The sequence below is a fragment of the Microbacterium sp. T32 genome, assembly GCF_001619615.1.
GTDB lineage: Bacteria > Actinomycetota > Actinomycetes > Actinomycetales > Microbacteriaceae > Microbacterium.
In genome coordinates this window covers 134,039-158,313 of sequence record NZ_LQQP01000077.1, presented here as the reverse complement: position 1 = coordinate 158,313, position 24,275 = coordinate 134,039, and the positions used below count along the sequence as shown (strand labels likewise).

The following is a 24,275-nucleotide window of genomic DNA, read 5'->3' as shown; positions in this document are numbered from 1 at the left end:
GTCCTTGAGATCGTGGATCGGGGGCGAGCGCTCCTGCGGCTCTCGTCTTCGAGCCCGCCAGTGGCGACCGCACGGCCACCATAGATCGAGGATGCCGTAAGAGCATCCCTTGATGCGCATATGGCAACCGGGTTAGGGTTGCCGCCATGACCGATCACGCGCCGGCGCCGCGCCGCAACTCGTCCGGACTCGCCCGCGACATCGAGATCCTCGAAATCCTCGGCTCGGCGGAGGCGGTGACCGGCGGAGGCCTCGGAGTGTCGCGCGTCGCTCAGATCACGGGTCGCGACAAGGCCGTGGTGTCGCGCAGCCTCGCCACCCTCGCGGACGCCGGGCTGGTGGACCGCGACGAGAACACCCTGGCCTACCGCCTCGGCGCCCGCCTCTACGCGATGGCCGCGCTCACTCTGGAGAGCACCCTGACGCGGGAGTCGCAGCCGATCCTGCGCCGCGTCGCCCAGCGGGCGCGCGAGACGACGCACCTCTGCGTGCTCCGCGGGGGCAACGTCCTGACGATCGCGAGCGAGCTCAGCCCGCACGAATTCCGCACCACCGGGTGGGAGGGCATCACGACGGCGGCCTGGCGCACCCCGTCGGGACGCGTTCTGCTGAGCGACTGGGACGACGACTCCCTCGAGCGGTGGTACACCGAGCACGGTCAGGATCAGGCCATCGTCGGACCCGTTCCCCCGCACGCGGCGGGGTTCTCCGTCCTCCCGAGCCCACCGGCGGATCGCCAGGTGGTCTCCGACCTGACGAGCCTGCGCGCCGAGCTCGCCCGCATCCGCGCGACGGGGTACGCGCTGCTCGACGAGGAACTCGAACTCGGGGTCGTCGGAGCGAGCGCCCCCGTGCGGGATTTCACCGGTCGCATCGTCGCCGCCCTGAACGTGAGCGCACCCAAGACCCGCATCGGGGATCGCCTGGAGGGCCTTGCACGCTTCGTCGCCTCCAGCGCGAAAGACCTCTCGCGGTCGATCGGCTTCACCCCGGTCGGGCCCGCCGTCTAGCGTTTGCCATATGCGCAACGTCGGTTGAAGATAATCAACCCCCCGTCCTACAGTCAGCCGCAGCCGTGATCCGCGGCCCATCTCGATGAGGAGAGGAGTGCGACGCATGTCCGACTTCGACCTCGGCGGACTCCTCACTTTCTGGAGTCGCCGGAGCGACGACATCGCCGAATTGGTGCTGCAGCACGTCGCCGTCGTCGCGCTGAGCATCGTCATCGCCGCCGTGATCGGCATCGCGATCGGCATCGCCGTCTGGAACCGCCCGGTCTCACGATCGGTGACGATCGCCGCCGCCGGTGTCGCCCTGACCATCCCCTCGCTGGCGTTGCTGGCACTTCTGACGCCGGTCCTCGGCCTCGGATGGACGCCCACGGTGTTCTCGCTGGTGTTCTACTCGCTCCTGCCGATCGTGCGGAACACCGTCGTGGGTCTTCGCGAGGTGCCGCCGGCGATCATGGAATCCGCGAAGGGCATGGGCATGTCGCCCGGTCGCATCCTTCTCTCGGTGCAACTGCCCATCGCGTGGCCCATCATCCTCACCGGCATCCGCGTGGCGGCCCAGCTCACCATCGGCATCGCGGCGATCGCCGCCTACGTCGCCGGGCCCGGCCTCGGCCAGTTCATCTTCAAGGGACTCTCGTCGCTCGGCTCGAAGAACGCCCTGAACTTCGCCCTGACGGGAACCCTCGGCGTCATCGTCCTGGCGCTCCTCATCGATGCCGCCTTCGTCCTCATCACCCGCGTCACCACTTCAAGGGGGCTCCGTGTCTGACACCACCACCACTTCCCGCACGACCGGCGCGCACGCGTCCTCGGGAGTCGGCATCCGCCTCGACGGCGTGACGAAGGTCTACCCCGGTCAGTCGACCCCCGCCGTGGACGCGTTCTCGATGGATGTCGACCCCGGCGAACTCATCATGTTCGTCGGCCCGTCCGGGTGCGGCAAGACGACCACGATGAAGATGATCAACCGCATCATCGAACCCACTTCCGGGACCATCTCGATCGACGGTCGCGATGTCCTCTCGCTCAACCCCAACGAACTGCGCCGGCACATCGGCTACGTCATCCAGCAGATCGGACTGTTCCCGCACATGACGATCGGCGAGAACATCGCCGTCGTCCCGAAGCTGCTCGGATGGTCGAAGAAGCGCACCGCCGACCGCGTCGAGGAACTGCTCGAGACGGTTCAGCTGAGCGGAGACTTCGCCGCCCGGTACCCGCGTCAGCTGTCCGGCGGCCAGCAGCAGCGTGTCGGCGTCGCCCGCGCTCTAGCGGCCGACCCGCCCGTGATGCTCATGGACGAGCCCTTCGGCGCGACCGACCCCATCACCCGCGAACGCCTGCAGGCGGAATTCCTCCGGCTCCAGGAATCCATCGGCAAGACGATCATCTTCGTCACCCACGACTTCGACGAGGCGATCCGACTCGGCGACCGCATCGCGGTGCTGTCCGAACGCAGCCGGATCGAGCAGTTCGACACCCCCGCGGCGATCCTGGCCTCCCCGGCGAACGACTACGTCCGGTCCTTCATCGGGCGCGGCGCAGCGCTCAAGCGCCTCGCCCTCATCCGGGTCGCGGATGCCCCCCTCGGACCCGTGACGGATGCCACGTCGGTCACGGTCGCACCGACCGACAACCTCCGCGACGCGCTGGATCTCCTCGTGCTGCACGGCTCGCCCACGGTCACCGTCGTCGACGGCGGCGGACGGCCGCGCGGCACGCTCACGGTCGAGCGGATCTCCGCCGCGCTCGGCGTCGAGGTCGACGACCTCTCCCCGCGCTCGGGCGGCGCACAATGACCACCGTCACGACCGAGACCCAGAGCATCGGTGCTGCGCGCCTGGCCGCTGCCCGCGGGGCGCGGCGGGGAAAGCGCATCTGGCGCCGATTCCTCACGCCGGCGATCGTCGTCGTCATCCTGGCGGTGCTCCTCCTGTGGCTGTCGTCCCTGACCCTCGACTCGATCGAGCAGCGCACGCTCAACGCCGACTACCTGTTCCTCCGCATCGGCGAGCACCTCAGCCTTACGGTGGCCGCGTCGGCGCTGGTGGCCGTGCTCGCGATCCCCGTCGGCATCCTGCTCGCCAAGACCCCGTCGCGCGCGGTGCGCGGGTTCGTCCTGGCCCTGGCCAACATCGGCCAGGCGACTCCCGCAGTCGGTGTCGTCATCCTGCTCGCGATCATCTGGCAGACGGGGTACACAACGGCGCTGGTCGCGCTCGTGATCTACGCGTTCCTCCCCGTGCTGCGCAACACGATGATCGGCATCGAGCAGGTCGACGGGGCGATCCGCGAGTCCGCGCGCGGGATGGGGATGACACCCGCCCAGGTGCTCGTGCGGATCGAGCTCCCGCTCGCCGTGCCCGTGATCCTCGCCGGACTCCGGACCGCGCTGGTGTTCTGCGTCGGTGTCGCCACCATCGCCACGTTCATCAACGCCGGCGGCCTCGGCGACATGATCGTCAACGGCCTGAAGCTGCAGCGCTATCCGGTGCTCGTGGTCGGAGCCGTCCTCGTCGCCTGCATCGCCCTGCTCATCGACTGGATCGCCGGCCTCGCCGAAGACCTGCTCACCCCCAAGGGGATCTGATCCCCGCCGTTCCACCTGCACCACTCACCGCACCACACCCCAAGGAGACACAATGAAGCGTCGCCCGCTTCTCTCGCTGACCGCCGTCGCGGCGCTCGGCGCCCTCGCCCTCACCGCCTGCTCGGGGGGTTCCGGTTCCACCGGTTCCGCCGCGGGCGGGAGCGATGAACTCGCAGGCCTCACCGGTCAGATCGGTTCCAAGGACTTCTCGGAGCAGTACATCCTCGCCCACATCACGACCGCGCTACTCAACGCCCGCGGCGCCGACGTCGAGGCCAACACCAAGCTCGTCGGGTCGGCGAACGTGCGTCAGGCCCTCGAGAACGACGAGTTCCTCGGCTACTGGGAGTACACCGGCACGTCGTGGATCACCTATAACGGCAACACGGCACCCGTTCCCGGGGCCGAGGCGCAGTTCGACGCGACGAAGAAGGCGGATGCCGCCAAGGGCATCGCCTGGCTCGACCCCGCGCCCCTGAACAACACGTACGCCTTCGCCATCCGCGCCGACAAGGCCAAGGAACTGGGGGTCACGACGCTCTCGGACGTCGCGAAGCTGCCCGCGAACGAGCAGACGTTCTGCATCGAGAGCGAGTTCTCCACGCGCGACGACGGCTGGCCCGGGTTGAAGGCCGCCTACGGCCTGAACGTGTCGGACTCGAATGTCGCACTCCTGGACACGGGCGTCATCTACACCGCCACGCAGAAGGGCGATGACTGCAACTTCGGCGAGGTCTTCCAGACCGACGGACGCATCCCCGCTCTCGACCTTGTCGTCCTGCAGGACGACAAGGAATTCTTCCCCGTCTACCAGGGAGCGTTCACCCTGAAGCAGTCGACCCTCGACAAGTACCCGGCCATCGCCGACGTCATCGCCGAGATCTCGCCGCTGCTCACCACCGAGGAGATGCAGAAGCTCAACGCGAAGGTCGACGTCGACGGCGACGACCCGGAAGACGTCGCGACCGACTGGCTGAAGGAGCAGGGGCTCATCTGATGACCGTCGACGTGCAGATCGGCGAGAGCTTCGTCGGCGAGGGGGCGCACGCCGCCCACATCAACACGGTGCTCGGGCATCGCGACGGACCGGCCGGGACGGCCTGGGCGACGGCTCTGGCGACTCCCAGCGCCGGACACGTTCCCTTCGTCGCCGTGCTCCGCCCGTCGCTGCCGGTGAAGCCGCTCACGCTCTTCGTCACCAAGTCCGCGCCCGAGAGCGACGCCCACGGGCTGTTGATCTGGGGACCGGCGCAGGCGGGGGTGGCATCCGGAATCGCGGACGCCGTCGCAGACGGCGAGATCCCGGCCGAGTGGGCCGATTCGCACGCGGTCATCGCGGCCGTGTGGGTCAACCCCGCGGCCACCGACGCCGAGCAGGTCTATCGCAACAACCGCCAGGCGGCCCGCGAGGCGATCCGCAACGGCGCACGGTCGCTGCCCGCGACGGAGGAGGTCATCGCCGCACGCACGACACCCAGCAATCCGTTCTTCACCCCCGCGTCTTGAGCGCAGGGAGACGGCCCCACCCTCGGGTGGGGCCGTTTCCCTGTGACCGCCTCCCCCACGGGCTCGCCACTCGGACTCAGGCCGGGACGGCCTCGCGGGATGCCGCGATCACGTCGTCGGCGCACGAGAAGCGCGCGCGGTACGCGGTGGGGGTGAGGCCCATCGTGCGGGCGAAGTTCTGCCGCAGCACAGCGGCCGAGCCGAAGCCGCACTCCGACGCGATGCGGTCGAGGCCGAGGTTCGTCTCCTCGAGGAGCCGCTGCGCGTGCAGCAGCCGCTGCCGCGCGAGCCACGCCGCGGGCGTCGCGCCGAAGTCGGCCTTGAAGCGGCGGGCGAACGTCCGCGGCGACATGTGCGCGCGCGCCGCGAGCCGCTCGACCGACAGGTCGGCGTGGAGGTTCTGCAGCATCCATTCGGTCACCGGCGCGAGCGAGAGCGACGTGTCGACGGGGAGCGGCGCGGCGATGAACTGCGCCTGCCCGCCGTCGCGCTGCGGCGCCACCACCATGCGCCGCGCGATGCGGTTGGTGAGCTCGGCGCCGAGTTCCTGGCGCAGCAGGTGCAGGCACGCGTCGAGCCCGGCGGCGGTTCCCGCGCTCGTGATGATGTTGCCGGCCTGGACGTAGAGCACGTCGGGATCGACCTCGATCTTCGGGTACATGCGCGCCATGGTCTGCGCGTAGCGCCAGTGCGTGGTCGCCCGACGCCCGTCGAGCACTCCCGCGGCGGCGAGGACGAACGACCCGCTGCACACGCTCAGCAACCACGCACCTCGGGCGTCGGCGCGCCGCACGAGCTCGGTGACGCGCGGATCGATCGCGCCCCACTGCTCTCGCGGCACGGGCGCCAGCACGAGGATGTCGACGTCGTCCGCGGCATCCAGGCCCTTCTCGACGTTGATCGAGAAGCCGATGTTCGACGGCACGACACCGGGGTCGGGGCTCACGATCCGGAAGTCGAAGTTCGGGATGCCGTCGTCGCTGCGGTCGAGGCCGAACGCCTCACACGCGAGGCCGAACTCGAACGGCGCGAAGCCGGGCTGGACGACGACGGCGACGGAACGCATGGATCCTCCGTGTGGCAGAAAAGATTCGAACGTCGTCCATCATGCCACTCGTGGGCATGATTCGTACAGACGTAGTTTCTCTGCCATGGCATACCTCATCGCTCTCGGCATCCTCTCCCTCATCGGGATCGTCTCCACCGTGTGGCTCATGTACACCGACGGCTACGGCCGCGTGCCCACCGACCCGCGCCGCCTCCCCGGCGGCGCCGAGCGCACCGCACCCCGCGCCGCTCCCGAACCGCCCGCGGCGAAGGCCGCTGCCACCCCGGTCGCGCGGCGTCAGCGCCGAGCGGCGCGCGCGTAGACCGCGACCATCGCGGCGGTGCGCGAGGACTGCCGGAAGCGCTCCCCGATCGTCGGATCCACCGCGACCGGGGAGCCGGCGGCGATGTCGGCGGACGCGCGCCGCAGCGTCTCCGCGAGCGCCGCGACCGTGGCATCCGCGACGCTCCAGACTCCGGTGCCGAGTTCCGCGGCGATGTCGGGGTCGCTGACCACCGCGGGAGTCCCGAGCGACGCCGCTTCGAACACCGTCATCCCCTGCGTCTCGAAGCCGATCGACGTCTGCACGACGGCGTCCGCCTCCGCGAGCCGCGCGAGGGTCTGGGCGTACGGCATCCGTCCGGAGAAGCGGATGGATGCCACCGGCCGCGAACGCTCCACGAGGCGCCGCGCCGCGCGGAGCTGCGCACCGCCGCCGATGATCTCGACGTCGGCGTCGATTCCCGACGCGGCGACGGCCTCGAGGAAGGGCAGCAGGCGCTTCTCGGGGCTCATCCGGCCGATCCAGACGAAGCGCGGACGCCCGGGCCGACGCTCCCCCGGTCCCGCCGTGAGAGCCGCGTCGAGGATGTCGTCGTCGATCCCGTTCCACACGACATCGACCGCCCGGTCGTCCGACGCGCCGGGGACGGCGCCGTGGGCTTCGAGACGCCGCGCGAAGTGGGCGGACGGAGCCGTGACAGCGGTCGACAGCCGCGCGAGGCGGCGGAGGTACGCCCAGCCGTCGGGCGCTTCGCGCGCAAATGTCGCAGAATCCCCCGAATCTCGCAGCATTTCGGCCGAATCCTGCGAAGAACGCGGGATTCTGCGAACATCGCCCGCCCGCAGCAGCGCGGGCCGCAGCGCCCGCCGCGCCCACGCGTTCAGCACCCGCAGCACGAGCCTCGGGAACGGCGCGGTCGCCTCGATGCCGACGTCGACGCGGTTGTGCATCGTGTGCACGACGGGGAGCCCGTGGCGCGCGGCGTACCGGTGGCCGATGAACGCGCCCCAGAAGTCGGCCTGCACGTGCACGACGTCGACGGGCGGACGCCCCGCGAGGGCGGCATCCACGAAGCGATCGGTCCGGATGCCGGGCCACGACAGCGCGTATTCGCGGTCGGGCGTGACCGGGAACGACGGGAGGTCCACGTAGGCGGGGTCGGTGGGAGCCGGCCGGTGCAGGCGCGGCGCGACGATCGTCACGGTGTGCCCCGCGCGTTCGAGGAACCGCCGCTGCAACCGCATCGACACCTGTGCGCCGCCCAGCGACTCGACGTGCTGGTCGGCGAACATCACCACGTGCACGGGGTCACTCCGGCAGGGGCCGTCCGCGGTACAGCGCCTCGAACGTGTCGAGGGTGCGGCCGATGTCGTGCACGCGCACGCCGTCGAGCGACGCCTGCTGCATGCGGCGGCGCTCTTCGGGTGCGGCGGTGAGGACGTCGGTCAGGCGGGCGGTGAGCTCCTCCACGTTGCCGGGCTCGAACAGGTACCCGTTCTCGCCGTCGTGCACGAGGTGCGGGAGGGCGACGGCGTTCGCGGCGACGATCGGCAGACCGGATGCCATGGCCTCCATCGTCGCGATCGACTGCAGTTCCGCGATCGAGGCGATCGCGAAAACGCTCGCGCGGGTGTAGAGGGCGCGCAGTTCCTCCTCGGACGTGTGCCCGTGGAAGGTCACGCGATCGGCGATGCCGAGCTGGGCGGCCAGCTGCTCGAGGTTGCGGCGCTGGTCGCCGCCGCCGACGATGTCGAACGTCGCGTTCAGAGCGGGGTCGAGCTTCGCGAGCGCGCGGAGCACGACGTCGATGCCCTTCTCGGTCGTGAGGCGCCCGACGAAGAGGATGCGGTTCGCGTCCCGCGGCTCGAGGTCGGCGGTGTAATTCGCGCGGTCGATACCGCAGGAGATCGGGATGACGCCGTCGATGTCGAGCGTGGACTCGAGGAAGTCTGCGGCCCGGCGCGTGGGTGTGGTGACCGCACGGGTGAGCGCGAACGTGCGCTTCGCGTCGGCCCACGCGAGCTTGACGAAGATGCGGTCGAGGAAGTCGGGCAGTGTCGTGAAGTCGAGGATGTTCTCGGCCATCACGTGGTTCGTGGCGACGAGCGGGATGCCGCGCTTGCGGGCTTCGCGGGCGAGACCGCGCCCGATCACGATGTGCGACTGGATGTGCACGACGTCGGGCTTCACCTCGTCGAGCACGCGCCGGGCGTAGTGCTTCGACCGCCACGGCAGGACGAACGTCAGCCAGTCGTGCGGGAGGAACCGGTAGGCGGGGAGGCGGTGCATCGTCATCGGCTCGCCCTCGATCACCTCGGTGAAGACGCCGGCGTTGCCGTGGCCGACGCTGGGGGCCGCGACGTGGACGTCGTGTCCGCGTCGGACGAGGCCGGCCGCGAGGCGTTCGGCGAAGCGGGCCGCACCGTTGACGTGCGGGAGGAAGGTATCGGCTCCGATCAGCACCCTGAGCGGGCGGTCATCCGAGGACGAGGGAGCGGGCGTCGCAGGAGTGGTCACGGGTGGTGAGGCCTATCTGTGCGGCGGAACGGGTCGCACTGTGCGGTGCATGCGCGCTCCAACTGTACCCGAGGGGTTTTTCGGTCCCCTGGATGCCGCGACGATCCGGCCCGGGATGACGGCGGGTTACGCGGCGCGGGGCGCGACGGCGGGCGTGACGGCACGGCGGGCGCCGCAGCGTACCCAGCGATACGCAGCGGCGGGCGTGACGGCACGTCGGACGCCGCGGCGGGACGATCGGCCGCGGCGCCCGACGGCATCAGGTGCGCGCCGCGGCCGGATCCGCCTCGGGCGTGGTCGCGTCGTCGCCCGCGGCGGCCTCGAACTGCGACTGGTACAGCCGCCAGTACGCGCCGTGCGCGGCGATGAGCTCGTCGTGCGAACCCTGCTCGACGATGTCGCCGTGCTCCATCACGAGGATGAGGTCGGCGTCGCGGATCGTGGAGAGCCGGTGCGCGATGACGAAGGACGTGCGGCCCTCGCGGAGGGCCGCCATCGCCTGCTGCAGGAGCAGCTCGGTGCGCGTGTCGACCGACGACGTCGCTTCGTCGAGAATCAGCACGGACGGCCGCGCCACGAACGCACGAGCGATCGTGATGAGCTGCTTCTCGCCCGCCGAGACGTTCGCCGCGTCTTCGTCGAGCACCGTGTCGTAGCCCTCGGGCAGCGAGTGCACGAACTGGTCGACGCGGGTGGCGACGGCGGCCTCGACGATCTCGTCGTCGGTCGCCGACTCGCGGCCGTACCGGATGTTGTCGCGGATCGTTCCCGCGAACAGCCACGGGTCCTGCAGCACCATTCCGGTGCGCGAGCGCACGTCGTCGCGACGGAGTTCGGCGATGTCCTGCCCGTCGAGCAGGATGCGACCGCCGTCGAGCTCGTAGAACCGCATGATGAGGTTCACCAGCGTGGTCTTTCCCGCACCGGTCGGGCCGACGATCGCCACGGTCTGCCCCGGCTCGACGCGGAACGACAGGTCGCGAATGAGCGGCCGGTCGGGCGTGTACGAGAAGCGGACCGACTCGAACTCGATGACGCCACGCCCCTCGACGTGGGCGGGAGCGTCCGCGGCATCCGGGTCCTGCTCGTCGGCGTCGAGCAGCGCGAACACGCGCTCGGCCGAAGCGGTGCCGGACTGCACGACCGCCGCCATGCCGCCGAGCTGCGACAGCGGCTGCGTGAACTGCTGCGAGTACTGGATGAACGCCTGCACGTCGCCGAGGCGGATCTGCCCGCCCGCGACCATCAGACCCCCGAGGACCGCGATGCCGACGTACGTGAGGTTCCCGACGAACATCATGCCGGGCATGATCATGCCGGACAGGAACTGCGCCCGGAAGCTCGCCTCGAACAGCTCCTCGTTCTCGACCTCGAACTTCTCGCGCGCGTCCTTCTCACGGCCGTAGACCTTCACGAGCGCATGACCGGAGAACGACTCCTCGACGCGGGCGTTGAGGCGACCGACCTTCTTCCACTGCTCGCCGAAGGCCTTCTGCGACCGCGGGCCGATGACGCCGAAGATCACGGCCATGAGCGGCAGCGACACCAGGGCGACGAGCGCGAGCTGCCACGAGATGCTGAACATCATGATGAGCACGCCGAGCACCGTCAGCACCGAGGTGAGGGCGCTCGAGAGCGACTGCTGCATCGTCTGCGTGATGTTGTCGATGTCGTTGGTGACACGCGAGATCAGTTCGCCGCGCTGCACCTTGTCGAAGTAGGACAGCGGCAGGCGGTTGATCTTGGCCTCGACGTCTTCGCGCAGGCGCCACATCGTGCGCACCATGATCACGTTGATGACGTAGCCCTGGATCCACGAGAGCAGCGACGAGCCCACGTAGATCGCGAGCACCGTCACGATCACGATGCGCAGGGCGTCGAAGTCGACGCCGGCACCGACCTGGAAGTTGTCCATCGCCGCCACGATGTTGGCCACGTCGCCCTGCCCCGCGGAGCGCAGGGCCTCGACGACGGTGTCCTTCGGCGTCCCCTCGGGGAAGCCCTGGGCGAGGGACTTCGAGACCACGCCCTCGAAGATGATGTTCGTGGCGTTCCCGAGGACGCGCGGTGCGAGCACCGCGAGCACGACCCCGATCGCCCCGAGGAACGAGACGAAGGCGAAGGCCCACGCGTAGGGGCGCAGGAGGCCGAGGAGTCGACGGAAGCTCGGGCCGAAAGCCGCGGCCTTGCCGGGCGCGACGCTGTTCCAGTCGCCGGAACCCTGGCGCGCCTGTTCGGCGAGCTCGAGTTCGGCGCGTTCTTCCTCGGTGAGGGCGTCGGGCGTGCTCATGCTTCCACCCCCAGCTGCGACTCGACGATCTCTCGGTAGGTGGGGCTCGTCTGCACCAGTTCGTCGTGCGTGCCGAGTCCGACCATGCGGCCGTCCTCCAGCACGACGATGCGGTCGGCCGCGGTGATCGTGGACACGCGCTGCGCCACGACGATCTTCGTCACGTCGGGCAATTCGTCCCACAGTGCTTTTCGCAATCGGGCGTCGGTCGTCAGGTCCAGCGCGGAGAACGAGTCGTCGAACACCAGGACCCGCGGCCGGTGGACGATCGCCCGGGCGATCGCGAGACGCTGCCGCTGCCCGCCCGAGACGTTCGTGCCGCCCTGGGCGATACGAGCGTCGAGCCCACCTTCCATCTCGGCCACGAAATCGCGGCCCTGCGCGATCTCGAGCGCGCGCCACAGCTCGTCGTCGGTGGCGTCCTCTCGCCCGAAGCGGAGATTGGATGCCACCGTGCCGCTGAACAGGAACGGACGCTGCGGCACCAGACCGATGCCCCGCCACAGCTCGTCGAGGTCGGCCTCGCGCACGTCCACGCCGCCGACCCGCACCGCGCCACCGGTGACATCGAACAGGCGCGGGATGAGGGAGATGAGGGTGGTCTTGCCGGCACCCGTGGAACCGACGATCGCGACCGTCTCGCCCGGGGCGGCCGTGAAGCTGATTCCCGACACCACGGGCGCTTCGGCCCCGGGGTACGAGAAGGCGACGTCGTCGAACACGACCTCGCCGGGCGCGGGGAACGCGGAAACCGGGTTCGCGGGGCGCTCGAGCGTCGAGGTGCTGTCCAGGACCTCGCCGATGCGCTCGGCCGACACCGCGGCGCGCGGGATCATCACCGTCATGAAGCTCGCCATGAGCACGCCGCCCAGGATCTGCGCGACGTACTGGATGAAGGCGAACAGCGTGCCGATCTCGACACCACCGGCATCCACCTGGATGCCACCGAACCAGATGACGCCCACCACGGTGACGTTCAGCACGAGCATCGCGAGCGGGAACAGCAGGACGAAGAGCGACCCCACCTTGCGGCCGACGACGAGGATGTCGGTGTTCGCGCCGCGGAAGCGCTCCTCTTCGATGCGCTCGCGCACGAACGCCCGCACGACGCGGACGCCGGTGAGCTGCTCGCGCATGACGCGGTTCACGGCGTCGAGCTTGGTCTGGTAGCTGCGGAACAGCGGCACCATGCGCGCGATGATCAGCGCGACCAGCACGAGCAGGACCGGGACGGCGACGCCGATCAGCCAGCTCAGCCCGACGTCCTGCTGCAGTGCCATGATGATGCCGCCGATGGCGAGGAGCGGCGCGCTCACGAGCATCGTCGCGCCCATCATCGCCAGCATCTGCACCTGCTGGACGTCGTTGGTGTTGCGCGTGATGAGCGAGCCGGCGCCGAACTGCGACAGCTCGCGCTCGGAGAACCCGCTCACGCGCTCGAACACGTCGCGGCGGATGTCGCGCCCCGCGGACATGGCGGCCCGCGCGGCGAAGTAGGTGGCGATCACGGATGCCACGATCTGGCCGAGCGAGATGACCAGCATGAGCGCCCCGCGCGACCAGATGTAGCCCGTGTCTCCCTGGGCGACGCCCTGATCGATGATGTCGGCGTTCAGGCGCGGCAGATACAGCGTCGCGACGGCCGACGCCGCCTGGAAGAGCAGGATCGCGACGAGGAGCCAGCGGTATCGCGAGAGATAGCGGATGAGGAGCTTTCCGAGCACGGCGTTCTCCGGGTGTCAGATCGGTGCGGCGCGGCCACCGCGACAACCAGAGTGGCACGAACCTCCGACATTGCGGGAGCGCTTCCGCCGAGGGCGTACGACAGGCCCGGCATCCCGGCATCCGGCCTCCTAGGCTGGGGCCATGCCTCGACTCCAGGCCGACGCCTCCGCCGCACTCTGGGTCCCCGTGACCGGCTCGCTGGGCCTGCGCGGGAGGCGCCACCGCAAGGCGGCGATCCGGATGCTGCTGACGCAGGCGAACCGCGCGGTCGGCGCGACCGAGCGTCCCGGCAGCGGTGTTTTCGCCTGGGTGGCGAGCCAGGCCGCGCCACTCCTCATGCGCCGCGCCGCCGGGCGCGTGCTCGTGTGGGTGTGGCGGAGCGACCCCGACCTCCTCGTCGTGATGGCGCAGCTGCAGGAGGCGACGCCGCAGCTGCGCGCCGCCCGCGCGATGATGCCCATGGAGTACGACGACACCGAGTCGTTCCGCAATCCGCACCTCGGCGTCGGCGAGAAGCTCGCGATGCCGCTCCCCACCGACGCACGGACCCCGCCGTTCGCGACCTACACGTGGGACACCGGGGCGCACTTCGTCACGGTCACCGCCGTGTGCGCCGACCGCGAGCGCTTCGGCACCGTCATCGGGGCCGTCGACGACGTGGCGCGCACGCTGCGCGTCGTCGACGACCTCCGCGTCGGCGAGTCGGCCACGGTCCTGCGCCTCGACCCGGCCTGAGCGCCTCCGGCCCCGGTCGCGAGGACGGGCCCCGCGCCGGCAGCCGACCCCGGTCGCCGGAACAGGGCACCGGATGCCACGCCCCGACGCCGCGCCACGCCGAGGCGGCGCGGGGCGACCCCTTCACGCGCCCCCGCGCCGGGCGGCATCCAACTGCGCCTCCCAATCCTCGGGAAGGCGGTCGGCCGGCCCAGGGACGGACTGGTCGGCGGGATGAGAGGTGGGCGGAGCGAGGGGCGGGCCCTGCACGGCCTCGCCCAGGGCGAAGTCCCACCACCAGTCCTCGCCCGGCTCGAAGCTCTGGATGTACCGGTGCCCGGTGGCCTCGGCGTGCGCGGTCGCGTGGCGGTGCAGCGAGGAATCGCAGCACCCGACGTGCCCGCACGCGGCGCACCGCCGCAGGTGCACCCACCAGCCGCCGATGCGATCGCACTCGAGACAGCCGGTGCCGCTCGGCGCGACGGCGGTGTCGATCTGCGCCGCCGCGCCGTTCCCCTCGTACGCCATGGCGAGTCCTCAGCCCAGTTCGGCGATCGCGTCGGTGATCACCTTCGCGACCTCCGCGGGGTGGGACTGCATCACGAGGTGCGGGGCGTCGAGCTCGATGACCGAACGGAGGCCCGCGCGCTGGTATCCGAAGCGTTCGACGTCGGGGTTGATGGTGTGGTCGGCCGACGAGACGATGCCCCACGCGGGCTTCGTCTTCCACGCGGCGACGGGCGCGGCCTCCCCGGAACGCGAGCGCCGCGAGCGGGCGCTGCGACACCGCGAGCACCTCGGTGGTCTCGCGCGAGACGCCGGCGGCGAAGACGTCGGGGAACGCCGCGATCTCGACCGAGACGTCGGTGCCGTCCTCGGCACCCTCCACCGGGAACGGCGTGTACACGAGGTGCTGGGCGAGGTCGGAGTCGGGGAAGCCGCCCTGCAACTGGCCGAGGCTCTCGCCCTCCTCGAGCGCGTAGCCCGAGACGTAGACGAGGCCGACGACGTTCTCGGCGACGCCGGCCACCGTGATGACGGCCCCGCCGTAGGAGTGCCCGGCGAGGATCACCGGCCCGTCGATGTGCTCGACGACCGAGCGGATGTACTCGGCGTCGCCGAGCAGACTGCGGTTGGGCACGGCGGGCACGCGCACGGTGTAGCCCTTGTCCAGCAGCAGACGGGTGACGGGGGCCCAGCTCGCGGAGTCGGCGAACGCTCCGTGGACGAGGACGATGGTGGGGGATGCGGACATGTCGGTGCGTTCCTCTCGCGGGCGGTGGGGATGCCGTGCCGGTCACCGTACGCTCCGGGTTCCGGACCCGGCAGGGGCAGGTGTCGAGACTCCCGTGCGACACCTGTCGGAAGAGATCGCCGTGTGCCCGGGCCCGATCGGTGGGAGGGTGGTGGAATCCCCTCGCCCGTGAACCACCCGGAGGACACGACATGGATGCCGGACGTCGCCGCATCGGCTTCCTCCTGTTCGACGGGGTGAAGGCATTGGACTTCGTCGGCCCGGCGGAGGTGTTCTCCGAGGCGAACCTCGCGACCGACGCCTACGAGATCCTGTTCTTCTCGCCGAACGGTGAGGGTGTCGAGGCGTTCATGGGGCTCCGCTTGGGCGTCGATGGCGCGGCGGCCGACAGCGGGCCGCTCGACACCGTGATCATCCCCGGCAGCGAGCTGGCCCCGGCGGTCTTCGACGACCCGGAGCTGCGTGCGGCGATCCTGGCGCTCGCGCAGCGGTCGCGCCGCGTCGCGTCGATCTGCAGCGGCGCGTTCGGACTGGCGGCGACGGGCCTGCTCGACGGTTTCCCCGCGACCACGCACTGGAAGTTCGCCGACATGCTCGCCGACCGCTACCCGCTCATCGAGGTCGACTCCGAGCGCATCTACACGCGCCAGGGGGACATCTACACGTCGGCCGGCGTGGCGGCGGGGATCGACCTCGCACTCGCGCTGCTGGAGGAGGATCTCGGCACCGACGTCGCGCGCAGCGTCGCGCAGCACCTGCTGGTGTACATGCGCCGCTCGGCGGGACAGTCGCAGTTCTCCGCGGCGCTGAAGCTCCCCGCTCCGCGCACGCCCCTCGCGCAGGCGGTCGCGGAGTACGTCGCGAACGACCCGACCCGGCCGACGACCGTGACCGAGCTCGCCGCGCACGTCAACGTCAGCCCGCGGCACCTGACCCGCGTCATCCGCGAAGAGCTCGGCGTCACGCCGAGCGCGTACATCGCGTCACTGCGGCTGGAACTCGCCGTCAATCAGCTCGAGAACGGACGGACGGTCGCCGAGTCCGCCGCGGCCGCGGGCTTCTCGTCCGCCGCGGCCCTCCGACGCGCGTTCGTCGACCGCTACCGCACGACGCCGTCGGCCTATCAGCGGCGGTTCCGCTCGCCGAGCGTCGCGATCGTCCCCGGCGACGAGCCCGCGGCGTAGACCCGCGTCCCCACGCCGAGCGTCTACGGCACGATCGGGACGGATGCCAGGGGTTCGGCATCCACCCCCTCCTCCGCCCGTGCGCGGGCGACGAGATCGCGGAGAGCCGCGACGCCCGGGGTGCGCGGCTCGGCGAAGAACACCGTGACGGTGTAGCCCGAGGTGCCGGGGACGGCGAGGGTCTCGCTGCGCAGGCCCACCCAGCCGTGCGGCTCGATATGCACCATGGGCCACGAGCTGCGGTGCGGACGGATCTCGCAGCGGCTCCAGATCGCGGCGAAGCGGGGATCGCTCGCCGACAGCCCGTCCACGAGCGTCCGCAGCCGCGGGCTGCGGGGATCGGCGTAGTACCGGAGGGCGGCGGCGAGCGTCTCGGCGGTCCGGCGCCAGTGCGGCTCCGAATGCGGGTCGGGGAAGTGCTCGAACACCGAGACGAGGAGGTTGGACCCGATCCGCAGTTGGTTGGGGGCGAGCAGCCGCCCCGGCGCGTTCACGGCCACGACGTCGAGGGTGCCGTTGAGGGCGTAGGCGGGGGTGTCCGCGTAGAGCTCGACGAGGGTGGCCACGCCGTCCGGGAGGTCGTCCGCCTCGGCGGGCGGCGGAGCGTCGCCGGAGAGATCGGCGATGCGATGCAGGTACTCCTCGCCGGGGCCGTCGAGCAGCAGCGCGCGGCCGAGCGCCGAAAGGACCTGCCGAGACGGCTGGTGCCCCCGGCCCTGTTCGAGGCGCAGGTAGTAGTCGCTGCTGATGCCGGCGAGGTCGGCGACCTCGGTGCGGCGAAGCCCCCGGACACGGCGCCGCGGCTCGCGCGGGAGCCCCACCTGCTCGGGCGTCAGTGACTCGCGGCGGTCGCGGAGGAACTCGGCCAATGGCCTCCCCATGTCGTGCACATCAGCCTCCGGCGAGTAGTGGAATGCTCCCTCCAATTCTCGGTGGGAGCGGTTCCTCGCGTGCTCCACGAACGGACACGAGTGCGTCGCAACCGGACGAGTGCGTTGAGAACACCCAGGGGCGACGGGATAGCGTTGCCTCATGGGTCGGCCTCGGCAATACGACGAACAGAGCCTGCTCGACACGGCGCAGGAGCTGTTCTGGACGCGCGGCTACGACCGCACGTCGCTCGAAGAGGTCGCCACGGCGTCGGGCGTCGGCACGAGCAGCCTGTACGCGCGCTACGGCAGCAAGCTCGGGCTGTTCCTCCGCGTCTTCGGCCGCTACTGCGCGGCCCGCGTCGAGCTCGCCTCCGGCGGTCCGGCGGGACCGAGCGCCGACCTCGAGACCGCCGCCGCGGAGTACCTCGATCGCGTCGTCGCCGACTGCCTCTCCTACCCGGACCGCCGCGGATGCCTCATGCTCAACAGCATCGCCGAGCTCGGCGATCGGTTCCCCGAGGTCCTCACCGTGGCCGACGCCGCGATCGACGAGATGGAGACCGCGCTCACCGCGCGGCTGCGCGCGACCGCCGACGCCCGCGACATCGCCCTCACGCCGGCGGAGGCGCGCCGCGCCGCCGAGACGACGGTGCTCGCCTCGCAGGGCATCGTGCAGCTCAGCCGCCTGCGCGTGGAGCCGGAGCGGTTGCGCGACCTCGCGGCGCGCTCGTCGCGGCTCCTCGCACGCTCGGCCTGACGGTCCGCCGCGGCACTGCCCGCGGCCCGGGGCGCTGCGCACGGCCGCGCCGCTGCCCACGTCCGGCGGAAGCGACGCGCCGGACCTACGCCCGCAGTCGCTCCGCGCTGCGCTCGCGCGGCAGGGCGGCCGGCGTCACCGCCGCCGGCTCCCCGCGGCGCAGCTCCTCGTCCCACAGCCGCAGGAGCTTGAGGGTCAGGTGCAGCGTGCTCCGCTGCAGGCCGTCGGCCAGGGCCTCGCGGACCACCTCCGGCATCTGCTCGAGCCGGTAGTACAGCGTCGTGCGGTGGATGTGCAGACGCTGGCACGCGACCGAGGCGCGACCGGCGGCATCCAGGTACGCCTCGACGGTGTCCCGCTGCGTCGGGTCCTCCGCGGACGCGAGGACGAACGCCGCCGGGCACGCCTGCACGAGCAGCGAGCGGGACCGGGGCAGCGTCTGCACCAGCGCCCAGCCGCCGAGGTCCTCGGCGCGCACCGACGTCACCTGGTCGGGGAGCGTCGCGCGCAGGTGCGCGGAACGGATCGCGCGCGACACCGCGTCGTCCACGTCGCCGTCGTCGGGCGACCCCGCCGCCAGCGCGAACCCCCGGGCGGTCATGCCCTGCGCGGCGGCCTCGGCATCCACCGTCGTGTTCAGGGCGTCGAGGTCGAGGGAACGGGATGCCACGAAGATCGCGGCTCCGCGATGGGCGCCGACGAACTGCAGGGCACCGTGGACGACGGTGGCCAGGCGCCGCCCGAGAGCGACGATCCGCAGCTCCGGTGCCGGGTCGAGCACGACCGCGAGCAGCTCGATGCCGTCCGCGCGTCCGTCGATCCAGCGGCGGGAGCGGAGCTCCCACAGGGCGTCGCGGCGCACGCTCGAGTCGTCGTCGACGAGGTTCGCGAACACGCGGTCGCGCCGCGCGGCCGGACTCGCCCCGACCGTCATGTCGAGGAGGTGCACGGCGGCGTCGATCAACGCCCACTCGCGCGCGGAGATCTGGGCGCGCGTGCGGCCGCCGATCCGGAGCGCGGCGCCGTCGCCGAACGCGATGTCGGCCGCGGCATCCGCGGGCTCGTCGGCGCGGCGGATCGTCACGCGCCGCCCGAGCGCGTGGGACAACTGGTCGACGATCTGCGGCGGGTGCATCGTGCGGCTCCTCACGTGCGGTCCGAGTGGGTACGGCCCACGGTACGGACGCCCGCGTCGGCGCGCGTGGCCCTGCCGCACCCACGCTGGAACGACGACGGCGCGCCCCGGGTGGGAGCGCGCCGTCGTGTGCGGCAGCCGACTTACTCCCGGATGAACGCCAGGATGTCGGGGTTGATGACGTCGGCATGCGTCGTGAGCATGCCGTGCGGGTAGCCCTCGTAGATCTTGAGGGTCGAGTTCTGCAGCAGCTCATGCTGCAGGAGCGCGGCGGCCTTGTACGGCACGACCTGATCGTCGTCGCCCTGGAGCACGAGCACCGGGACCGTGATGGCCTTGAGGTCTTCGGTCTGGTCGGTCTCGGAGAACGCCTTGATGCCGAGGTAGTGCGCCTGCGCGCTGCCGGTCATGCCCTGGCGCCACCAGTTGTCGATGACGGGCCGCGAGGGGGTGACGCCCTCGCGGTTGAAGCCGTAGAAGGGGCCGGATGCCACGGCCTCGAAGAACTCCGCGCGGTTGGCGGCGAGCGCCTCGCGGAACCCGTCGAACACCGACAGCGGCGTGCCCTCGGGGTTGGTGTCGCTCTGCAGCATGATCGGGGGCACGGCGGCGACGAGCACGGCCTTGGCGACGCGACCCTGCGGCTGACCGTACTGCGCGACGTAGCGGGCGACCTGGCCGCCACCGGTCGAGTGACCGATGTGGATCGCGTTGTGCAGGTCGAGGTGCTCGACGACGGCGCTGACGTCGCTGGCGTAGTGGTCCATGTCGTGGCCGGTGCCGATCTGCGACGAGCGGCCGTGACCGCGGCGGTCGGAGGCGATGACACGGTAGCCCTTGTCGAGGAAGTACAGCAGCTGGGCGTCCCAGTCGTCGGACGACAGCGGCCATCCGTGGTGGAACACGATGGGCTGGGCGTCGGTGCTGCCCCAGTCCTTGTAGAAGATCTCGGCACCGTCGGTCGTGGTCACAAATGGCATGTCAGCCTCCGCTCGGATGTTCGACGAGCGCCCTCCGGGGGTGTGTTCCGGGGCGTCGCCGGTGAACATGCCTCACTGTAGGCGGGGCCGGGGACAGAGGCATCCGACAATCGTCCGAGAATCGTCCGACCGGCGGCGAGACGCGGGTCACGTGGCGCCGCGCAACCTCAGCGATCCGCACAACCTCAGCCCCACGGCATCCATCCGAACCGACATTGCGCGAATCACTGACCCGGCGCCGGGACGCGAAACCTCAGCGCCGCGGCGAGACGCGCGTCAGTCGTCGGGGTCGAGCAGCCCGCCCGGGCGCCACAGCACGACGTCGGTCGCGCGGCGCACGCGGGCACCGTGGCGCAGCGTCACGACCGAACCGGTGGCTCCGGCGGCGAACACGCGCGCGCCGGGGCGCGCCTGGCGCTCCGCCATGAGTTGCCGCTCCAGGTCGCTGACGCGGCGCGCGAGTTCGTGCACGCGCTCCTCGAGCGCGAGCAGCCGTGCGATCGCGGGGAGGCTCATGCCCTCGTTCGACAGCCGCGCGACCTCGCGCAGCTGCTGCACGTGACGGCTCGAGTATCGTCGCGATCCCCCCTGCGTGCGGGCGGGCACGACGAGGCCGAGCCGGTCGTACTGCCGCAGCGTCTGCGGGTGCATTTTCGACAGCTCAGCGGCCACGGCGATCGCGAAGATCGGCGCGTCCTCATCGATTTCCTTCTCGGGCACGGCCTCTCCTCTCTCGTCGATCGCCTGCTCCTGGCATCCGATTGTGACGGATGCCAGGAGTCCAGCGTTACTGCCGCGCCTTGGCCATCAGGTCGGCGCGGGGATTCTCTTTCGGTTCGAGCGCGTGGAAACGCTCGAGGGCCTCGCGGGCGTCGTCGTCGAGGTGGCTCGGAACCGCCACCTGGACCTCGGCCAGCAGGTCACCGGTGCCCTTGGACGAATGGATGCCGCGCTCCTTGACGCGCAGCACCCGCCCGGACGGGGTGCCCGGGGCGACACGCAGTCGCACGGGGTCTCCGCCGAGGGTCGGCACCTCGATCGTCGCGCCGAGGGCCGCCTCGGTGAACGTCACGGGGACCGTCAGCCGCAGGTTCAGCCCGTCGCGGGTGAACACCGGGTGAGGCCGCACCGCGACCGTTACGACGATGTCGCCGCTCTCTCCGCCGTCCGGGGACGGGCGGCCGCGGCCGCGCAGCCGGATCTTCTGGCCGTCGGCGACGCCCGCGGGGATCTTGACCTTGAACGGCACGCCGTCCTCGCCCTGGAGCGTGATCGTCTCGCCCTTCGCCGCGGTGACGAAGTCCAGCGTCGTGCGAGCCGTGACGTCGGCGCCGCGCTGCGGGCCGCCGAAGCCGCGGAACCCGCCCGACGGCTGCCCGAACCGGCCGGAGCCGAAGCCGCCGCCCTGCTGGTCGAACATCGAGAAGAAGTCCTCGAAGCCGCCCGACGCTCCCCCGCGCTGCTGCCCGAACCGGCTGAAGACGTCGTCGAAACCACCGCCGCCCGCCGTCCCGGGAGCCGAGAAGCGCGCCCCCGAGCCCATGGCCCGGATCTGGTCGTACTCCTCGCGCTGCTCGGGGTCGCTCAGCACGGCGTACGCCTCGCTGATCTCCTTGAACTTGGCCTCGGCCTTCGCGTCACCCGGGTTCGAGTCGGGGTGGTACTGGCGCGCGAGCTTGCGGTACGTCTTCTTCAGATCGGCAGCGCTCACGCCCTTGTCGACACCGAGGACCTTGTAGAAGTCCTTGTCGAACCAGTCCTGACTCGCCATGCGTCCTCCTACTCGACCGGCACGGCGACGACGACCTTGGCCGGTCGCAGCTCGACGGAGCCGAGGCGGTAGCCCACCTCGACGACCTCGAGCACGGTGGCCTGGGTCACGCCGGGCGTGGGCGCCTGGAAGATCGCCTCGTGGTGCTGCGGGTCGAAGGGCTCGCCGGCGGTGCCGTACGACACCACGCCGAGTCGCTCGGCCACGGCACGGACCTTGTCGCCGATCGCGGCGAAGGGGGTGCCCTCGACGAGGTCGCCGTGCTTCTCGGCGCGGTCGAGGTCGTCCATGACGGGCAGCAGGCCCTTCACGGCCTCGCCCTTGGCGCGCTCGATCTCGCGCTCGCGCTGCTCCTCGGTCCGTCGACGGTAGTTGGCGTACTCCGCCTGCAGGCGCTTGAGGTCGATCAGCAGCGAGGCCTCCTTGTCGGAAGAGGCCCCCTCTGCGGCGGCCTCCGGCGTCTGCTCGGCGCCGAGGATGTCGTCGATCGTGAGGCCCTCGGCATCCGGGGTCTGGTCCGACGGCGCGGGGCCGGAGGTGTTCTCCTCCGGCCCCGTCGTCTCGTCAGGACCGGCGCCCGAGCCCTGGGGCTGTTCGTCGTCCTTGTGTGCCATCAGTTCTGTCGCTTACTTCTTCTCGTCGGTCTCGTCGTCGACCACTTCGGCGTCGATGACGTCTTCCTCGGGGTTCGGCGTCTCACCGTTGCCCGGCTGGCCGACATTGGGGTCGGCCTGCTCGCCCGCAGCCTGCGACGAGGCGTAGATGGCCTCGCCGAGCTTGCCCTGGCTCGCGTTGAGCTTGTCGAACGCGGTCTTGACCGCGTCGTCGTCGTCACCGGCGAGCGCCGTCTTGAGCGCGTCGACGTCGGCCTGGACGTCGTTCTTGACCTCGGCGGGGAGCTTGTCCTCGTTGTCCTTGATCAGCTTCTCGATCGAGTACGACAGGGTCTCGGCCTGGTTGCGGGTCTCGGCGGACTCGCGGCGCTTCTTGTCCTCGGCCGCGTTCTCCTCGGCCTCGCGGACCATGCGCTCGATGTCCTCCTTGGGCAGCGACGAGCCGCCCGTGATGGTCATCGACTGCTCCTTGCCGGTGCCCTTGTCCTTCGCGGACACGTGCACGATGCCGTTGGCGTCGATGTCGAAGGTGACCTCGACCTGCGGGATGCCACGGGGAGCCGGAGCGATACCGGTGAGCTCGAAGGTGCCCAGCGGCTTGTTGTCGCGGGTGAACTCGCGCTCGCCCTGGAAGACCTGGATCGCGACCGACGGCTGGTTGTCGTCGGCGGTGGTGAAGGTCTCGCTGCGCTTGGTCGGGATGGCCGTGTTGCGCTCGATGAGCTTGGTCATGATGCCACCCTTGGTCTCGATGCCGAGGCTCAGGGGGGTGACGTCGATGAGGAGGACGTCCTTGCGCTCGCCCTTGAGGACGCCGGCCTGGAGCGCTGCGCCCACGGCCACGACCTCGTCGGGGTTGACGCCCTTGTTGGCGTCGCGACCGGTCTCCTTCTTCACCAGCTCGGCGACCGCGGGCATGCGGGTCGAGCCACCGACGAGCACGACGTGCGCGATGTCGTCGACCTTCACGCCGGCCTCACGGATGACGTCCGAGAAGGGCTTGCGGGTGCGGTCGAGGAGGTCCTTGGTGAGGTCCTCGAACTTCGCACGGGTGAGGGTCTCGGAGAGCGACACGGGGCCCGACTCGGTGAGTGAGAGGTAGGGGAGGTTGACGCTCGTCGAGGTCGACGAGGACAGCTCCTTCTTCGCCTGCTCCGCGGCCTCCTTGAGGCGCTGCAGCGCGATCTTGTCGCCCGAGACGTCGACACCGGTCGTGTTCTTGAACTGCGTGATCAGGTAGTCGACGACGCGCTGGTCCCAGTCGTCTCCACCGAGGCGGTTGTCACCGGCGGTGGCGCGCACCTGGATGGTCGAGAAGTCGTCGTCCTTGCCCACCTCGAGGAGGGAGACGTCGAAGGTTCCGCCACCGAGGTCGAAGACGAGGATGAGCTCGTCCTCCTTGCCCTTGTCGAGGCCGTACGCGAGGGCGGCCGCGGTGGGCTCGTTGATGATGCGCAGGACGTTGAGGCCCGCGATCTCACCGGCCTCCTTCGTGGCCTGACGCTCGGCGTCGTTGAAGTACGCGGGCACCGTGATGACGGCATCCGTCACGCTGTCGCCCAGGTACTCCTCGGCGTCGCGCTTGAGCTTCTGGAGGATGCGCGCGGAGATCTCCTGCGGCGTCCACTTCTTGCCGTCGACGTCGAACGTCCAGGTCGTGCCCATGTGGCGCTTGACGGACGAGACGGTGCGGTCGACGTTGGTCACGGCCTGGCGCTTCGCGGTCTCGCCGACGAGCACCTCGCCGTCCTTGGTGAACGCGACGACCGACGGGGTCGTGCGGAAGCCCTCGGCGTTGGCGATGACCTTGGGCTCGCCGCCCTCGAGCACGCTCACGACGGAGTTGGTCGTCCCGAGGTCGATTCCCACTGCACGTGGCATATGTGTCTCCTTGATCATGAGCCGGGCGGATGCCACGACTCGGGGTTGCTTCTGAAGTCTGCTGCGCGGGTTGAGCCGCGATGACTCAAGGATAGCGCAGCCCCTTCCGGGCGTCAAGCAGACTTGATATGGATTGGCTC

24 protein-coding genes and 1 pseudogene are annotated in these 24,275 nt (G+C 70.6%); 10 read left to right on the top strand and 15 right to left on the bottom strand.

Features of this window, described 5'->3' with window-relative positions:
- Window positions 1-146 precede the first annotated feature (146 nt).
- The 6 genes from AVW09_RS16785 (at window position 147) to fae (ending at window position 5,109) form a co-directional block, all read left to right on the top strand.
- On the top strand, window positions 147-1,010 hold the full coding sequence (locus AVW09_RS16785; protein ID WP_063259125.1) for an IclR family transcriptional regulator: 864 nt from the start codon (window positions 147-149) through the stop codon (window positions 1,008-1,010).
- 106 nt (window positions 1,011-1,116) lie between these two features.
- A complete protein-coding gene (locus AVW09_RS16780) occupies window positions 1,117-1,782 on the top strand; it encodes an ABC transporter permease (protein ID WP_063259124.1) in 666 nt (221 codons plus the stop codon).
- Window positions 1,775-2,812 (top strand): ABC transporter ATP-binding protein, encoded by a 1,038-nt coding sequence (locus tag AVW09_RS16775; RefSeq protein WP_063259123.1) that lies wholly within the window; start codon window positions 1,775-1,777, stop codon window positions 2,810-2,812. Before AVW09_RS16780 ends, AVW09_RS16775 begins: the two co-directional genes overlap by 8 nt.
- Window positions 2,809-3,603: an ABC transporter permease gene (locus tag AVW09_RS16770; RefSeq protein ID WP_082823054.1), complete on the top strand. Its 795-nt coding sequence runs from the start codon at window positions 2,809-2,811 to the stop codon at window positions 3,601-3,603. Before AVW09_RS16775 ends, AVW09_RS16770 begins: the two co-directional genes overlap by 4 nt.
- Before the next feature lie 52 nt (window positions 3,604-3,655).
- On the top strand, window positions 3,656-4,600 hold the full coding sequence (locus tag AVW09_RS16765; RefSeq protein ID WP_063259122.1) for a glycine betaine ABC transporter substrate-binding protein: 945 nt from the start codon (window positions 3,656-3,658) through the stop codon (window positions 4,598-4,600).
- Window positions 4,600-5,109, top strand: a complete 510-nt coding sequence (gene fae, locus AVW09_RS16760; protein WP_063259121.1) for a formaldehyde-activating enzyme — start codon at window positions 4,600-4,602, stop codon at window positions 5,107-5,109. The genes AVW09_RS16765 and fae overlap by 1 nt, the downstream gene beginning before the upstream one ends.
- A 76-nt stretch (window positions 5,110-5,185) precedes the next feature.
- On the opposite strand, the gene AVW09_RS16755 is transcribed toward fae, so the two are convergent.
- Complete coding sequence (locus tag AVW09_RS16755; RefSeq protein ID WP_063259120.1) at window positions 5,186-6,175, bottom strand: GlxA family transcriptional regulator; 990 nt, start codon at window positions 6,173-6,175, stop codon at window positions 5,186-5,188.
- 85 nt (window positions 6,176-6,260) lie between these two features.
- On the opposite strand from AVW09_RS16755, the gene AVW09_RS16750 reads away from it, so the two are divergent.
- Window positions 6,261-6,479, top strand: a complete 219-nt coding sequence (locus tag AVW09_RS16750; protein ID WP_063259119.1) for a hypothetical protein — start codon at window positions 6,261-6,263, stop codon at window positions 6,477-6,479.
- On the opposite strand, the gene AVW09_RS16745 is transcribed toward AVW09_RS16750, so the two are convergent.
- From AVW09_RS16745 to AVW09_RS16730, 4 genes are all read right to left on the bottom strand, one after another.
- Window positions 6,455-7,732, bottom strand: a complete 1,278-nt coding sequence (locus tag AVW09_RS16745) for a glycosyltransferase (protein WP_442922759.1) — start codon at window positions 7,730-7,732, stop codon at window positions 6,455-6,457. The two genes, AVW09_RS16750 and AVW09_RS16745, sit on opposite strands and share 25 nt — an antisense overlap.
- Before the next feature lie 16 nt (window positions 7,733-7,748).
- A complete protein-coding gene (locus AVW09_RS16740) occupies window positions 7,749-8,957 on the bottom strand; it encodes a glycosyltransferase (RefSeq protein ID WP_063259117.1) in 1,209 nt (402 codons plus the stop codon).
- Window positions 8,958-9,216: 259 nt separating this feature from the next.
- Window positions 9,217-11,247, bottom strand: a complete 2,031-nt coding sequence (locus AVW09_RS16735) for an ABC transporter ATP-binding protein (protein ID WP_063259116.1) — start codon at window positions 11,245-11,247, stop codon at window positions 9,217-9,219.
- The gene (locus tag AVW09_RS16730; protein ID WP_063259115.1) at window positions 11,244-12,971 is read right to left on the bottom strand and encodes an ABC transporter ATP-binding protein; all 1,728 of its coding nucleotides are present in this window, start codon (window positions 12,969-12,971) and stop codon (window positions 11,244-11,246) included. Before AVW09_RS16730 ends, AVW09_RS16735 begins: the two co-directional genes overlap by 4 nt.
- A gap of 142 nt (window positions 12,972-13,113) precedes the next feature.
- On the opposite strand from AVW09_RS16730, the gene AVW09_RS16725 reads away from it, so the two are divergent.
- Window positions 13,114-13,707 (top strand): hypothetical protein, encoded by a 594-nt coding sequence (locus tag AVW09_RS16725; protein WP_022879408.1) that lies wholly within the window; start codon window positions 13,114-13,116, stop codon window positions 13,705-13,707.
- Between the two features lie 123 nt (window positions 13,708-13,830).
- On the opposite strand, the gene AVW09_RS16720 is transcribed toward AVW09_RS16725, so the two are convergent.
- The 3 genes and pseudogenes from AVW09_RS16720 to AVW09_RS18295 form a co-directional block, all read right to left on the bottom strand.
- A complete protein-coding gene (locus tag AVW09_RS16720) occupies window positions 13,831-14,214 on the bottom strand; it encodes a UBP-type zinc finger domain-containing protein (RefSeq protein WP_063259114.1) in 384 nt (127 codons plus the stop codon).
- Between the two features lie 9 nt (window positions 14,215-14,223).
- Entirely contained in the window at window positions 14,224-14,568 is a 345-nt protein-coding gene (locus AVW09_RS18495) for an alpha/beta fold hydrolase (RefSeq protein WP_442922758.1), read from the bottom strand.
- 148 nt (window positions 14,569-14,716) lie between these two features.
- A pseudogene (locus tag AVW09_RS18295) lies at window positions 14,717-14,941 on the bottom strand (alpha/beta fold hydrolase); the annotation flags it as partial.
- Between the two features lie 191 nt (window positions 14,942-15,132).
- Between AVW09_RS18295 and AVW09_RS16710 the strand changes: the two are divergent.
- A complete protein-coding gene (locus AVW09_RS16710; RefSeq protein WP_063259113.1) occupies window positions 15,133-16,125 on the top strand; it encodes a GlxA family transcriptional regulator in 993 nt (330 codons plus the stop codon).
- 23 nt (window positions 16,126-16,148) lie between these two features.
- Here the strand turns inward: AVW09_RS16710 and AVW09_RS16705 are convergent, their stop codons facing one another.
- Complete coding sequence (locus tag AVW09_RS16705) at window positions 16,149-17,006, bottom strand: helix-turn-helix transcriptional regulator (RefSeq protein ID WP_063259146.1); 858 nt, start codon at window positions 17,004-17,006, stop codon at window positions 16,149-16,151.
- Between the two features lie 151 nt (window positions 17,007-17,157).
- Here AVW09_RS16705 and AVW09_RS16700 point away from each other — a divergent pair, with 151 nt between their 5' ends.
- A complete protein-coding gene (locus AVW09_RS16700; RefSeq protein ID WP_063259112.1) occupies window positions 17,158-17,754 on the top strand; it encodes a TetR/AcrR family transcriptional regulator in 597 nt (198 codons plus the stop codon).
- Between the two features lie 85 nt (window positions 17,755-17,839).
- Here AVW09_RS16700 and AVW09_RS16695 read toward each other — a convergent pair whose 3' ends face one another.
- The 6 genes from AVW09_RS16695 to dnaK form a co-directional block, all read right to left on the bottom strand.
- Complete coding sequence (locus AVW09_RS16695) at window positions 17,840-18,889, bottom strand: helix-turn-helix domain-containing protein (protein WP_063259111.1); 1,050 nt, start codon at window positions 18,887-18,889, stop codon at window positions 17,840-17,842.
- Window positions 18,890-19,032: 143 nt separating this feature from the next.
- Window positions 19,033-19,869, bottom strand: coding sequence for an alpha/beta fold hydrolase (locus tag AVW09_RS16690; RefSeq protein ID WP_063259145.1), 837 nt, complete (start codon window positions 19,867-19,869; stop codon window positions 19,033-19,035).
- Between the two features lie 276 nt (window positions 19,870-20,145).
- Window positions 20,146-20,589 (bottom strand): heat shock protein transcriptional repressor HspR, encoded by a 444-nt coding sequence (locus AVW09_RS16685; RefSeq protein ID WP_063259110.1) that lies wholly within the window; start codon window positions 20,587-20,589, stop codon window positions 20,146-20,148.
- A gap of 67 nt (window positions 20,590-20,656) precedes the next feature.
- Window positions 20,657-21,640, bottom strand: coding sequence for a DnaJ C-terminal domain-containing protein (locus AVW09_RS16680; RefSeq protein WP_063259109.1), 984 nt, complete (start codon window positions 21,638-21,640; stop codon window positions 20,657-20,659).
- Window positions 21,641-21,648: 8 nt separating this feature from the next.
- Window positions 21,649-22,254 carry a nucleotide exchange factor GrpE gene (locus tag AVW09_RS16675; protein WP_022879418.1) on the bottom strand — a complete coding sequence of 202 codons (606 nt, stop codon included), beginning with the start codon at window positions 22,252-22,254 and terminating at the stop codon, window positions 21,649-21,651.
- A 12-nt stretch (window positions 22,255-22,266) separates the two neighbouring features.
- A complete protein-coding gene (dnaK, locus tag AVW09_RS16670) occupies window positions 22,267-24,135 on the bottom strand; it encodes a molecular chaperone DnaK (protein ID WP_063259108.1) in 1,869 nt (622 codons plus the stop codon).
- Window positions 24,136-24,275 lie beyond the last annotated feature (140 nt).